General features: G+C 60.8%; 12 protein-coding genes. 3 read left to right on the top strand and 9 right to left on the bottom strand.

What is annotated here, in order from left to right; translation table 11 throughout:
* Positions 1-86: 86 nt before the first annotated feature.
* The 8 genes from AB4N82_RS18720 to puuE form a co-directional block, all read right to left on the bottom strand.
* Entirely contained in the window at positions 87-872 is a 786-nt protein-coding gene (locus AB4N82_RS18720; protein ID WP_032887994.1) for an outer membrane protein OmpK, read from the bottom strand.
* Positions 869-1,264 carry a hypothetical protein gene (locus tag AB4N82_RS18725; protein ID WP_143521257.1) on the bottom strand — a complete coding sequence of 132 codons (396 nt, stop codon included), beginning with the start codon at positions 1,262-1,264 and terminating at the stop codon, positions 869-871. The genes AB4N82_RS18720 and AB4N82_RS18725 overlap by 4 nt, the downstream gene beginning before the upstream one ends.
* Before the next feature lie 47 nt (positions 1,265-1,311).
* Positions 1,312-2,658 carry a nucleobase:cation symporter-2 family protein gene (locus tag AB4N82_RS18730; RefSeq protein ID WP_460102536.1) on the bottom strand — a complete coding sequence of 449 codons (1,347 nt, stop codon included), beginning with the start codon at positions 2,656-2,658 and terminating at the stop codon, positions 1,312-1,314.
* Between the two features lie 132 nt (positions 2,659-2,790).
* Complete coding sequence (locus AB4N82_RS18735) at positions 2,791-4,119, bottom strand: urate hydroxylase PuuD (RefSeq protein WP_460102539.1); 1,329 nt, start codon at positions 4,117-4,119, stop codon at positions 2,791-2,793.
* 51 nt (positions 4,120-4,170) lie between these two features.
* Entirely contained in the window at positions 4,171-4,674 is a 504-nt protein-coding gene (locus AB4N82_RS18740; RefSeq protein ID WP_027603915.1) for an ureidoglycolate lyase, read from the bottom strand.
* 225 nt (positions 4,675-4,899) lie between these two features.
* Complete coding sequence (gene alc, locus AB4N82_RS18745; protein WP_032888001.1) at positions 4,900-5,895, bottom strand: allantoicase; 996 nt, start codon at positions 5,893-5,895, stop codon at positions 4,900-4,902.
* A gap of 41 nt (positions 5,896-5,936) precedes the next feature.
* Positions 5,937-6,452: a 2-oxo-4-hydroxy-4-carboxy-5-ureidoimidazoline decarboxylase gene (gene uraD, locus AB4N82_RS18750; RefSeq protein ID WP_032888003.1), complete on the bottom strand. Its 516-nt coding sequence runs from the start codon at positions 6,450-6,452 to the stop codon at positions 5,937-5,939.
* Entirely contained in the window at positions 6,449-7,375 is a 927-nt protein-coding gene (gene puuE, locus AB4N82_RS18755; protein ID WP_032888005.1) for an allantoinase PuuE, read from the bottom strand. Before puuE ends, uraD begins: the two co-directional genes overlap by 4 nt.
* 381 nt (positions 7,376-7,756) lie before the next feature.
* Here puuE and uraH point away from each other — a divergent pair, with 381 nt between their 5' ends.
* The 3 genes from uraH (at position 7,757) to AB4N82_RS18770 (ending at position 13,440) form a co-directional block, all read left to right on the top strand.
* On the top strand, positions 7,757-8,110 hold the full coding sequence (gene uraH, locus AB4N82_RS18760) for a hydroxyisourate hydrolase (RefSeq protein ID WP_032888007.1): 354 nt from the start codon (positions 7,757-7,759) through the stop codon (positions 8,108-8,110).
* Positions 8,111-8,264: 154 nt separating this feature from the next.
* A complete protein-coding gene (locus AB4N82_RS18765; RefSeq protein WP_460102545.1) occupies positions 8,265-10,412 on the top strand; it encodes a dermonecrotic toxin domain-containing protein in 2,148 nt (715 codons plus the stop codon).
* Positions 10,354-13,440, top strand: coding sequence for a dermonecrotic toxin domain-containing protein (locus tag AB4N82_RS18770; protein ID WP_460102548.1), 3,087 nt, complete (start codon positions 10,354-10,356; stop codon positions 13,438-13,440). The genes AB4N82_RS18765 and AB4N82_RS18770 overlap by 59 nt, the downstream gene beginning before the upstream one ends.
* Here the strand turns inward: AB4N82_RS18770 and AB4N82_RS18775 are convergent.
* Entirely contained in the window at positions 13,415-14,056 is a 642-nt protein-coding gene (locus tag AB4N82_RS18775; protein WP_032888012.1) for a LysE family translocator, read from the bottom strand. The two genes, AB4N82_RS18770 and AB4N82_RS18775, sit on opposite strands and share 26 nt — an antisense overlap.
* Between the last annotated feature and the right edge of the window lie 3 nt (positions 14,057-14,059).

Below are 14,059 nucleotides of genomic sequence, written 5' to 3' on the forward strand. Positions count from 1 at the left end.
GATAGCAGTGTGTTAGTCAACAAATAGAGTGACTGACACTTCGCTATCGGGAGCAAGCCCCTCCCACATTTGTATTGCATTGGCTTTTAGAAGTGATACTTGACCAGGAAGCTCGCCGTGTCCTGGGTGGTCTTGAATGCACCCGAATCTTCGATCCCGTACTTGTTCTTCCAGTAGTCGTACTCAAAACCCACATACAACTGCTTATCGCCCCAATGCAGCGCTTTACCCAGGTCGTATTTAACCTGCGGGTTGAAGTGCAGGTTGGCGTGGTAAGTGCCACGGGCGTTTTTGTCGTTATCCACCACCCAGTCCATAAAGCCGTCGATCAGGATGTCGGAGCTGCCGACGGGAATGGTGTAGGCCCACACCGGAGTGATTTGCCAAACGCCATCACCCGCGCGATTGCCTTCGGTCTGGCGCTGATAGAAGTTCAGTTGGAAGTAGTCGAAACCAGGGATGTTCAAGTCGAACGCCGGGCCGAGCAGGTACGACTCGTTATCGCCTTCGCCGAACTCGTAAGTGAAGGCCAGCAGCACATCCTTGATCGGTCCGAAGGACAGGTCTTTGTCGAGGATTTTACCGAATGACAACCGTGGGCTGATCTCGCCGTAGTAGGTGCTTGGGCCGACGTTGCCGTCTTCCTTGCCGTTGTAGAAGATGCGGTCGACGAACACAAAGTTGTCGCCGTACTTCCACGCGTCGGCGTGTTCGAAGGTGACGGTTTGCTGGATCTGCGGGTTGACGGTAAAGCTCTTGCCCCACAGGTACGTCAGGCTGTTGTTCTGCCACTGCAACAAGTCACCGGCCACGGCCTGACCACCCGCAAGCAGGGATCCTGCCAGCATCAGGCCTTTGAACATAGGTTTCATTCGGTTGCTCCCGAGTTAAGGTTTTGTGGTTTTTCTTCTACGCAGGCGCTCTGGTGTGGCGCCTTTTGGTTCGCTGCAAAAATCGTCTGTTTGGTCAGCTTTAGTGCTTTTAGCAAGAGCTGCGCCAAGGTGTTTGAAACGCCAAAAAATCCCCGTCGGCTGCAACAAATGCAGTCGAATACAGAGGCGTTTTGTGCACCGTGGCAGCAGACATTAGGCCGGGATAAGTTGGCCTTGCAGTCAGCTTTTACATTCGCTGTTTTTTTTTGAGTCGATTCGAGCGGGCGCGGAGAATACTGGCTCCCAAGCCTTGGCTCAAGTGCGCTCTTACAGAGCGTGTCGGGCATAAATGGGGCACGGCTGATGGCCGCCCCCAGGTGGAGGGTGTGCATGGTGGGGTTCCTTGTTCGTTATTGTTTTTGTTGTCGTAACGAAGGAATCAATGCGTATGAGCGACGGCAGGGCGTTCTGAACCGCCGAGGATGTTGAACAGGATATTCAGCGGCAACGCGCTGAGGGTGGCCATGGCGATGCCACTGTGGGTAATCGGGCTCATCCACAACGGCAGTTGGGCGAAGAACTCCGGGCGCACTACGGGAATCAGGCCCATGCCGATGCTCACCGCTACCAGCAACTGGTTACGGCGGTCGGCGATGTCAGCTTCCTGAAGGATCTTGATGCCGGTGGCTGCGACCATGCCGAACATGGCAATCGCCGCACCGCCGAGCACTGCCGGTGGAATCGATGCCACCAGGTACGCCGCTTTGGGCAACAGGCTGAGCACAATCAGGAACGCGCCGGCCATGATCGTCACCGAGCGGCAACGCACGCCGGTCATCTGCACCAGGCCGATGTTCTGGGCGAATGAGGAGTGGGTAAAGGTGTTGAAGAACCCGGCGAAGAACGACGCGCCGGCATCACACAGCAAGCCCCGACGCAGCATCTTGGGGGACACTTCCTGACCGGTGATCTTGCCCAGGGCGAGGAACATCCCGGTGGATTCGACAAAGATAATCACCACGACCAGGCACATCGACAGGATCGGCGCCAACTCGAACTTCGGCATGCCGAAGTGCAGCGGTGTCACCACCTGCACCCACGGCGCCTGGGCCAGGCCGCTGAGGTCGACCATGCCAATGATGCCGCACAAGCCGTAGCCAAGCCCCATACCGATCAGCACCGAAATGTTCACCCAAAAACCGCGCATGAAGCGGTTGATCAGCAGGATGGTAGCCAGTACCAGCGCAGCAATCGCCAGGTAGATCGGCGAGCCAAATGTGGCTGCCGCGCTGCCGCCGCCGGCCCAGTTCACGGCCACGGGGAATAGCGAAAGGCCGATGGCGGTGATCACGGTGCCAGTCACCAACGGAGGGAAAAAGCGCACCACCTTGGACATGAAGGGCGCAATGATCATCCCGAAGAACCCGGCCGCGATGGTCGCGCCGAAGATACCCTGCAAGCCGATACCCGGCATGCCGGCCATGGCGACCATGCTGCCGACGGCGGCAAAACTGGCGCCCATCATCACCGGCATACGAATGCCCACCGGGCCGATGCCGAATGACTGGATCATGGTGGCGATACCGGCCACCAGCAGGTCGGCGTTGATCAGGAAAGCGATTTCTTCACGGCTTAAGCCCGCGGCCTGGCCAATGATGAGGGGTACGGCGACGGCGCCGCCGTACATCAGCAAGACGTGTTGCAGGCCTACCAGAATCAGTTGCAAGAGGGGCAGCCGCTCCATGGCAGGGGCGGCAGGAATCTGCGGTTCGACTAACTCGGTCATGCAACACCTCGGATCTTTTTTATTTTTGTGTTGTGTGGAACGCAATCTCTAAATCACTACAAGTCCCCGGTGGGATGGGGGCTTGCCCCCGATTGCGGTGGTTCAGTCACTGATGTTTTGAATGACACACGGCTATCGGGGGCAAGCCCCTCCCACATTGGAACTGTGTGAATCTGTCAGTTGGTACGCGCCCCCCTGGTTGATCCAGGTGCCAATCAAATCCCGCTCCTGCTGGGTCATCTGGGTGATGTTGCCCAGCGGCATGATCTGGCTCGCCACGGCCTGCGCCTGAATGCGTGCTGCCTGTTGCTGGATCTGCGCGGGGGTATCGAACATCACCCCAGCCGGAGCGGTGCTGAACAGCGGGCTGGTGGGCTTGGCCGAATGGCACACGGCGCAACGTTCCTGGATCACCCCATGCACCTTGTCGAAATCAATCGTCGCCTGGGCGGGTGCCGGCTCGGCGGCGGGAGCTGCTGGAGCCGCGGGTTTCAAACCACCACCCAACGCCGTTTCAGGCAGTGGCTGGTATTCGATGGCCGCAGGTGCCTTGGCAATCGGCTCTGCCGGTTTTGGCCCCGTGACGTATGCCAGGCTGATCATCGCCAACGCGCCGACCGGTAAGGTCCATGCATACTTCTGGCTGTTGTGACGGGTGTTGAAGTAGTGCCGTACCAACACCGCCGCCACCGCGATACCCGCCAGGATCAGCCAGTTGTATTGGCTGCCGTAGGTGCTCGGGAAGTGGTTGCTGATCATGATGAACAGCACCGGCAAGGTGAAGTAGTTGTTATGGCGCGAACGCAGCAATCCCTTGGCCGGCAGGGCCGGATCAGGCGTGCGGTTCTCGGCGATGGCCGCCACCAGCGCGCGCTGCGCCGGCATGATGATGCGGAACACGTTGCCCACCATGATGGTGCCGATCACCGCACCGACGTGCAGGTAGGCGCCACGGCCGCTGAACACTTTGCTGAAGCCATAGGCCGCCGCAATCAACAGCACAAACAGGATGAAACCGAGCAGGGCAGGGCGTTTGCCCAGGGCCGAGTCGCAGAGGAAGGAGTAGATGAACCAGCCGGCGAACAGTGAGCCAATGCCCAGCAATACGCCCTCGGTGCCGCTGAGGCTACTGCCAGGTGCGAGCAGGTACAGCGTCGGGTTGAGGTAGAACACCACGCACAGCAGCGCGACGCCCGACATCCAGGTGAAATAGGCTTCCCATTTGAACCAGTGCAGGTTGTCCGGCATGGTCGGCGGGGCCAGTTTGTATTTTTCCAGGTGGTAGATACCGCCACCGTGGATCGCCCACAAGTCACCGGCGAGGCCGCTCTTGGGGTTGACGCGGTTGAGGTTGTTTTCCAGCCAGACAAAGTAGAACGAAGCGCCGATCCAGGCGACGCCAGTGATCATGTGAACCCAGCGCACGCTAAGGTTCAGCCATTCCAACAGATGTGCTTCCACAGTCTTTACCTCTCGCCTGTCACCCTTGTTGTCGGGTGATCCGGCCTTCTCTTATTGGTGGGGGGCGAGGATCAACCGCTCATCCTCTTTGAAAAAATGCTCATCGCAGTTATTGCCTGTGCCACTGCGATCAACCACCAGGAAGTCATCCCGCTTTTCGATCGTCAGCACCGGGTGGTGCCAGACGCCGCGATGGTAATTAATGCCCTGCCTGCCGTTGGTGACGAAGGCGCGGACCAAGCCCGATACAGGTGCATCGCCAAGTGGCGCGACCACGATCAGAAAGGGGTTGCCGAGCAGCGGTATGAAAGCCTGGCTGCCCAGCGGGTGTCTTTCCAGCATGCACACGGTCAGCGGCATATCCAGCGCGTCGGCGCGGAAGATGCTGATGATGGCGTTGTCTTCAGGCTGTGCGGTTTCTACCGTTGCCAGCTTGTGAAAGCGCATGGTCGACCCGTTGTTGATCATGAAGTGATCGCTGCCGTCGGTTTCGATAACGTCTCCGAAGGGGGCGAAGGCTTCTTTGGTCAGGGGTTCGATCATCAGTGTGCGCATGGCTGTCTTCTTATCCGGATTCTGTGTTGGTTATGCGGTTGCTTGTGGGTGTGATGAACGTGTGTGGTGAGCGGGCTGGCCCCGCGCTGGGCTGCTAAGCGGCCCCAACAAGATCACTGCGTTTCTTCTGTGAAAACGCGGTGTCTGCTTCCAGGGTCGCTTCGCGCCCCAACGCGGGGCAAGCCCGCTCACCACAACAAGCTCCTTTGCCACAGGATTCAGCGTTTACTTGGCGACTTTACCCAGTACACGCAGGCGGCTCACGCCCCCATCCGGGAACACGTTCAGGCGGATGTGAGTGATCGGGCCCAGTGCCTTGATCTGCTCGGCGAAGGTGTGTTCGGCGTGCATTTCCAACTTCTGCGCCGGTAGCAGTTCGCGCCAGAACAGCGATTGGGTTTCGATCTGGCTGTCGGTGCCGCCTTTTACGAAGGCGCCTTGGATCGAGCAGGTGTCCGGGTAGTTGCCCTTGAAGTGCAGGGTGTCGACGATGATCTTCTCGATCTCGCCCGGGTGGCCCAATGCGACGATCACCCAGTCATTGCCCGGTGTACGACGACGAGCGGTTTCCCAGCCATCGCCCATGTTGATGCCACGACCTGGGTTGAGAATGTTGCTCATGCGGCCGAAGTGTTCATCGGAGCACGCCAGTGCGCGGCCGCCGTTCAGGGCAGACGCCAGGTCGACCTGTTCGTTGTCGCCCACCGACGACCAGTCGCGGAACGGAATACCGTACACACGCAGACGGGCTACGCCGCCGTCCGGGTAGATGTTGAAACGCAGGTGGCTGAATGCCTGATCGTTGCTGATCTCGTGGTAGTGGTGGCTGTTGCCTTGCAACTCGACGGCCGACAGCACTTCGGTCCACTGGGTGTTGTCATCCGGGTCGCCCGAGGCCAGGAAGCAGGCCTCCAGGGACGCCGACGGCGGGAAGTTGCCGGTGAAGAATGAAGTGTCGATGTCCACGCCCTTGATCGAACCCGGTACGCCCAGGCGGATCACTGCGCTGTCGTAGCCTTCGAAGCGCTTGCGGCGTGACTCCCAGCCGTCCATCCACTTGCCGTTGTCATCGAAAACGCCCTCCTTCCACACGGCCGGGGTCGGCTGGAACAGGCGGTTGGCGTCAGCGAACCAGTCATCGGTCACCGAAAGGATCTTGGTGCCCAGACGGGCGTCGGCCAGGTTGACGAACTTCTCGAAAGGTACGGCGTAAGCTTTCATTCTTCTTGTCTGCCTTATATAGAGTGGCTGGGGATGGTCGTTTAGAGGGTCAGTAAACGGAACAACGCGATCTTGTTGATCTCGGCCAGGGCGCATTTGAATTCGGCGTCCGCCGAGTTGTGAATGCGCGTCTCGAATGCGGCCAGGATCTGATGCCGGTTGCTGCCTTTTACCGCCATGATGAAGGGAAACTTGAACGTGGCTTTGTAGGCATCGTTCAGCTCGGTGAAGCGCGAGAACTCTTCGGCCGTGCATTGGTGAATCCCCGCGCCAGCTTGCTCATCAGTGCTGGCTTGGGTGAGTTGGCCCTGGACGGCAGCTTTGCCGGCCAGGTCCGGGTGGGCGTTGATCAGGGCCAGTTGACTGGTGTGATCAGCGCTCAACAGGATGTCGCTCATGCGCTGGTGCAGGGTTTCGATCTGGTCGATCGAAGGGTCCTGGCCCAGGTCGAAGGCCTTTTCGGCCACCCATGGCGAGTGTTCGTAGATATCGGCAAAGGCGGCGACAAACTCATCGCGGCTCAAGGTCGATGGCTTCAGGGTCTTGAATGCAGTCATTTGGCCGCTCCCGTGTACGGGTGGGTTTCATGCCAGTGACGGGCGATATCGACGCGGCGGGTGAACCACACGTGTTCATGGCCCTTGGCGTATTCGATAAAACGCTTCAGCGCAGCCAGGCGCGCCGGGCGGCCAATCAAACGGCAATGCAGGCCGATGGACAACATCTTCGGTGCCTCGGCGCCTTCGGCGTACAGCACGTCGAACGCATCCTTCAGGTATTCGAAAAAGTCATCGCCCTTGTTGAAACCTTGCACCTGGGTGAAGCGCATGTCGTTGGTGTCCAAGGTGTAGGGGATCACCAGGTGCGGCTTGCCGGTGGGGTTGTTCGGTTCCCAGTAGGGCAGGTCGTCGTCGTAGGTGTCGCAGTCGTACAGGAAACCGCCTTCTTCCATCACCAGGCGACGGGTGTTCGGGCCGGTGCGGCCGGTGTACCAGCCCAGCGGGCGTTCGCCGGTCAGTTCGGTAAGGATGCGGATGGCTTCGAGCATATGCTCGCGCTCCTGGGCCTCGTCCATGTACTGGTAGTCGATCCAGCGGTAGCCGTGGCTGCAGATCTCATGACCGGCCTCGACCATGGCGCGAATCACGTCCGGGTGGCGTTGGGCGGCCATGGCCACGGCGAAGATGGTCAGCGGGATATCGAATTCTTTGAACAGCTTGAGGATGCGCCACACGCCGGCACGGCTGCCGTATTCGTACAGCGACTCCATGCTCATGTTGCGTGCGCCTTGCAGCGGTTGGGCCGAGACCATTTCCGATAGGAAGGCTTCGGACTCTTTGTCGCCGTGCAAAATATTGCGCTCGCCGCCTTCTTCGTAATTGAGTACGAAAGACAACGCGATGCGTGCCTTGCCCGGCCAGTGGGGGTGAGGAGGGTTACTGCCGTAACCGATCAGGTCGCGTGGGTAGTCAGCGCTCACTGCAGTCTTCCTTCTTGTTCGTGGTAGCAAGTGCGTGGCGACCGGCAGAAAAACCTGGTGGCGTCACAGCGATGAGCTGATTGTATACAACTTGATGGTCACTTTGTAAGCCTGTATTTCTGCATTTTTTCCAGGCGGTTGCCACCGATTAGCTTTGCAAGAAACTTGCCTGGTTGGTCAGTAAATGGATGAAAGGGCGTTTAAAAGCAAGGCTTGCTGAGAATTTGCAGTGAGGATAGCTGCGCGAAGTGGTGAGTAAAAGTTTGTAATTTTTATTGTGTACAATTTTTGTTAAAAGTGTCTTAATCAGCGCATCGCCGGATTTTGCATGCCCTGTAAAGGTGCGGCCTATTTTCACTCTACTCAAGGGAGCTCCGTTCCATGGGACGACTGACCACACACGTACTCGATGCCGCCCACGGCTGCCCCGGCAGCGCCATCCAGGTTGAACTGTACCGCGTCGAAGGCACGCAGTTGGAGCTGGTCGCCAGCGCCCTGACCAACAGCGACGGTCGTTGCGATGCACCGCTGCTGCAAGGCGATGACTACCGCACGGGTGTTTACCAGCTGCAATTCAGCGCCGGCGATTACTACCGTGCCCGTGGCGTGCAGTTGCCGGAGCCGGCCTTCCTTGATGTCGTCGTACTGCGTTTTGGTATCAGTGCCGAACAGGATCACTACCACGTGCCTCTGCTGATTTCGCCTTACAGCTACTCTACCTATCGCGGTAGCTGAGTCGTCACCTCGCTTCACACCCCCAAAGCTCTTCGTTGGTTTCGCCCGCGCACACTGCGGGCTTTTTTTTGCGCGCAGAAACGTTCAATTATCTAGCGCCTTATTGGCGTGATTGCTCAATAGGCTAGGTGTTTTCCTCGACGAAGACACTGCCGTGACCTCACTTACTGACCCTGATGACGACGCGCTACAGGCCCTGCGTACCCAGCTCACGCTGCGTATCAACAGCAGCCTCCATCCCAGTCGCCTGGTCAATCGACTCGCGCTGGCGGACTTGGGCTGCGCTGAAGCGGCGACTACCCTCAGCCGTCTGATCAGCGCTGCGCCCCGGGTGCTGCGGGTAGTTCGTGCCGAGCTGCGCAAAGCATTCGAACTGGACCCGGACCGCCTGCTCTTTACCGAACCCAAGCCGCCCGCCGTCGCGCAGAAAACCGACAGCCTGACCGACCGCGCCTTGCGCCTGATGGTGTTGCCGTCGGTGTCGATCAACCTCAATCAGTTCACCGCCCTGAGCGACAAGGACGACCCGAACCGCCGCTTTACGTTCACGCCCCTGGAGGCGCTGCGCCGGGTGATCGGCCTCAACCTGTTTGACCGGCTCGCCCAGGCCCACAACGATTATTGGCAGGGGTTGGCTGCCGGCACCTGGCTGACGCGTCAGGAGCGATGGGTGCAGGTGCATCAGCAACTGTTCGCCCACCAGGCCTTCATCGCCCGTCAATTGGACGAGCTGTCGAGCGCCGGGCGGGTCATGGTCCAGGCGTTGGTGGATGCGCCGACGGTGGAGGCGCGCCAGCGTGCGGGCGAGCGTTGGGCCAGTGTGCAGGCGTGCGAGTTGATGTGGCCTGGCGCCGGGCCGCAGTTGATGCCGATCCCTGGCGCCCTGCATATTTATCGTGAGGGCGACCCGATGGGCATGCCCCATGTGATGTATCTGCCGGGCGTGCAGCGCAACTTTTATGAGTACCCCTCGTTCGACCAATTGCAGTGCGCCCTAGTGGCGCTGATCAACGGCGCGCTGTTCGACGACCTGTGGCAATGCCTGCCCCTGCGACGTCGGCACGAGGTGTGTGAGCCGGCCTCGACCGCTGCCGCGGGTCGCGGCGTACGGTTGTCGGGCGATGCATTGGCCTACAGCGCGCAGGCGGTACTGGACGCGCAATGGGAAAACGAACTGGCCTGCGCTGTGTCGATCAACCTCAAACAGGTGTTTTCCGCCACGCCCCAGCCTGCGGTGACGAACGCCACACGCTTTCTCGCCTACATTGAACGGGCACGCCGGCACTGGGTCGGTAAACCACGGCTGGAGCGGTTGCGCCGTGAGCTGCTGGACTGGGACCAGCATCGACGACGCCAGGAAATCATCTTCGCCAGCACCACGTCGAGCCTGGCGATCAACACGGCACTGCGCCAGGTCAAGCGTTACGAAAAGGGCCTGATGGCCCTGCTCGATCACAGCGACCCGGTGGTGGACACGCCGGCCTGGCTGGAATATGTGGCGCTTGAAGCACAACTCAAGGCCCACGAGGACACCCTGGCCGCACAGGTGCAGGACGCGCAACTGCGGCTGTTCGAGGCGGCGTACTGGGGGGAACGCCCCAGCGGCCAACTCAAGCGCGCGAGCGCTTATATTCTCGGCCTGAAGGACCTGTTGCGCGTTGAAGTTCAACTGCAGCACCGGCTCAAGCGTCTGCGCGCGCCCCATCGGGACCTGCTGCTCGAAGTATTGGATGCACCGTTAGCCAGCAAGCGCGAGGGCAGTCTTACCCGTGTGCTGTCGGTGCGGGTGGGCGATGACTGGCCGCTGCACAGCGTGTTTGCGGTTACGCGCCAGGCTGCGCTGGATGCTCCAGAGCGGCGAGAACCGGTGGTGTTGTGTGCACTCGGGCGCGAGGGCGGTGTGGCTGGGTTTTCCAGCCTGGGGGAGTTGTCCCGCAGCGTCGAGGCCAGCCTCGGCAGTCGCGATACGTCGCTGTTATGGGGTTACGTCGAGCGGCAGCAGCGTCAAGCCGTACGCGCACGAGTTGCCGCGCGCACGCTGAAAGTGAGCTATCACGCCATCGACGGCAACCCCCTGCTGCTGGCGCTCAAAAGGCTGCTCAAGAGCTATGTTCTGCTGCAGCACAGCGCGAATATTTTCAATGGAATTGAAGACCCTCAACTCAGCCGCCAATTGCTCGCGGTCGAGCTGCATGAGCACCTGCTTGCCCCGGCCAACCAGGCGTTGAACCAAGCACGCGACCATGTCGATCTGGTCCGCAAAGCCGCAGAAGCGAAAAAAGCTGCCATCGTGGCTGACTGACGCGACGGCGGCGCAGGTCAACCGCTTCAAGCGTGTGCAAGGTCGTTACCTGAGCAGCGTATTTGCCTATGAAGAGCGCCTCCAGCAGCGCTTGCCCGATGTGCACGCTTTTGCCCGCGACCTGCTGATCGCGCGTTTGCGAGAAGACGGCCTGTACCCGGAGTTGAACATCGACACGCCATTTATCGAAATGCCCGATCAGGTCGACGGCAGGTTTTGTGGCTGGGAAAGCACCTGCACAGTGGGCGATCGCAACGAAGCCCTTACTCCCAGCGCGACGCGCACGCAGTTCAGTCTGCTGCAACTGGCGCTGCACAACCTGGACCCGAAGATGCGGCCCACCTATTGGCGCTTCCGGCACGCCACCTATCTGCAACCGGCGTGGAAGCAACGCCTGAGCGTCAGCTACTTGGTCAATATGGTGTCCTCGCTGGACATCGGCGGCCAGTACGAGGCGTTGATCCAGCGCACGTTCCACTCGCCTGACCCGCGTGAGCAGGGGCGCGTTCCGCCACTGTTGAGGCGCGCGTTGGGGGCGGGTATCGACGCCGACCGCTATTCGGCGCTCAGGCAGGGGGTAAGCGAGCAGGGGCTGAGTCTGTTCAATACGGCGATCGGCGCCCGCGCCCCCGAAGATCTGCGCAGAAACGGCCATCACGTGCAGCTCTATGTGGTGCATCTGGCCGGCCACACCCTCCTGCATGATCGCTACATCGCCGGGATCGTGGTCATCCATGACCAGATTTCCCAGGCCTGTGTGGTGTATTGGCCCACCGCGCCGCAGGCAGGCAGCCTTAGCGAATATGCCAGCCTGCAATTGGCGCGCGAGCATCTCAATGGCATGAGTTCGTTGCCCGCGAATGTCACGGCGTTGGCCCGGCACGTCGCGCCCGGTTGGGCGTTCGAAGCGATCGACCACCACGGCCGCAAACCGAGCAAGGGGTCACGGTTACCCGGCCCGTTGGATTTCGTGCCGACTTTCGTCATGTTGCAAGGGCTGTGGCACGTCGCCGAGTTCGTGCGTTCATTCAAGGTCAGGCACCTGGAACCCACGGCGCTTGTCGAGCAGATTGAGCAGCAAATCCGTGAGCAGATCGACAGTGATCAGACGAACTGGCTGGTACTGGTGCCGACCGCACACTGGGACGCTCGCGCCCTGTTGTATGAGGCGCGGGTGCTTGAGCAGCAGCGCCGGGCGCAGGCCATCAGCAACTCCGGCAAGACCTTGGAGAAACACCGAGAGCAGCGACTGGAGGAGCGCAGCGATAGCCGTCGGCGTGCCTTGTTGTCGCTTGCCGTGCCGTTCTTCGGCCTGGGTAACCAGTTGTATGAATTGCTGCTGACGTCGCGGCGTTATCACCGCGAGGGCGACCCTCGGGACGCGGTGGCGGTGGCATTTGGTGCGGTGTTCCTGGCAGTTGACCTGCTACTGACCTTTGTCCCTGGGCCCAAACTCAAACCGGGGAACCTGGCCCGTCCGGGGCTGCGCTCGATAGGCACGGGTCTGCACCGCCTGCATCGCGCAGCGTTCTCGGAGTTTGGCCAGGTCGCGCACGTGCCCAAGTTGCCCGGCGCGGGTACGGCGCTCAAACCCCTGGAACGTTTTCGCGTCCAGGGCCTGCCCCAAGGCGCGATCGCCTTGAAGGGGGCGGGTGAAAAAGGTGTCTACGTGAAGCGCGGCGAGCATTTCGTGGTGGACGGAACGCATCACTACCCGGTCTACCGCCGCGAGGGTGAAGGTTTTTTCCGCCTGAAGAGCAAGGACGCGGCGGGGCAGGATGAATTAATCCTGACGCTGCACGAACCCGGCGAGTGGCTGCTGGGGGCGGACGCGCCGGTCGCCGGCCCGAGCTCGGCAGTACTCAACCCGTGGCGCGCGGCTGCCACGCAGTCGGATTGGCAGCCACCGGTGGTACCCACTGCGACCCGGGAACGGATTCACCGCTCAAGCGTGGCGTCCCGTCATTGGTTCGATTGGCGCCTGCATGGCGCCGATGATGTGGGCGTCGGGTCCTCGGTGAACGGCGTGTTTCATGTACACATGGATCCTCCGGGATTCCCTTACGATGCCATCTATGTCGGGAGCCGCTATGACACGCCGACGCAATCGGCTATTGGCTACTACCGGTTGTTGCATCAGGGTGAGCACGTGCCCTTGAGCGACATGGCCTTTATTTCCAGGAACGAGCCGCTGGTGTCCAGGGCTCGCGTTGATATCGAACACTGGACCAGCAGCGGCCTTGATGAACAGCCGATTCCTGTGTCGCGTACGTCAACGGGCGAATGGCAGCTGCATGCGCCGCTGTTCGATGGGCCATTGGAGCCGTCGGTCGAAAGGGCGTTCCCGACGCTGACGAGCAGCAGCCGAACCTTTGCGGTGGCAAGGCTGATCGAGTTGGCGGACTCATCCCGTTCAGTCACCGCCAGCCATCTGCTTAACGTGCGCGCAACGCTGGACAGCTGGTTAACCCCAAGCCCCGTGCAACTTGGCCAGACCGATGACCTGCTGCGCATGTTGCGACCCACCGAACGGTACGGCGGCTATACCTATATCGGTTTCGAAGGCCGGGCTCCGGGCTTCACACGCGTTGACTTCACGCCCACTATCGCGCTTGACGAGGTGCTCAAGGCCGGCGGCGCGCAGCATTCGGCTCAGAGGCAGATTGCCCAGGGTGCAGCCACCCGCGCGACGCTGGAGCAGCAGGGCTTCAGGGTGCAGGAGTGGAGTGTAAAGCGCGGCACGGTCCGCAGTCCCGAGTGGCTGGTGACCCACCCCCAGTCAAACGCGCTGTACTACATCACCTTCCAGTGGTTGGATCGCGGCAGCATCTTGCTCAGGTCAAAGCTCACCCACGCGTGGTTCAATCAAGCCATCAAACAACATCGGACTTCCGCCATGGCCGCGTCGGTCCGGGAGGCGCTGAGCGAACAGCGCCTCGTGCGGATGATGGCCGGCATTCAATGGCCGAGGCATGGCAATCGCCCGCCCACGGTGTATTTCGTCAAAGTGAGCCCGCGCGAGCGTTGACCAGTGAAATAACGCCGGCACCACCGAACAGGCTCGCGCTGATGCGGTTGAACCAGCTCTGGCCCGCGCCGCTGCGCAAGTACCGCGCGGCGCCATGGGCGCCGAGGCCGTAGGCGAGCTTGCAGGCCAGGTCGAGCAGAGTCCACGTGGCGATCATGATCAGCAGTTGCGGGAGGAAGGCGTGCTGGCTGCTGAGAAATTGCGGCAGGAAGGCGGCGAAAAACAGGATGTCCTTGGGGTTGCTGGCCCCCAGCACAAAGGCCCGGCCAAACAGCGCGCGAAAGCGCGGCACTGGCGCAGCCTGGGGCACTGTCGCGCCCTGGGAAGGCTGGCGCGATTGCTGCCAGCTCTGCCACGCCAGGTAGAACAGGTACAGCGCGCCGACGATCTTCAGCGCGTTGAACACCTTTTCCGACGCAAGCAGCAATGCGCCCAGGCCCAGCGCCGAAGCGCTCAGCAGACAGATCGAGGCAAACACCCCGCCTAGAAACGCCGGGTACGAGCGGCGCAGGCCGTAGTTGAGGCTGTTGCTGATCATCAGCAACGACAGCGGCCCCGGGATCAGGATCACTACCAGCGCAGCGCCGCTGAACAGCAGCCAGGTTTCCAGACTCATTGC

The organism is Pseudomonas sp. H1_D04 (assembly GCF_054683855.1).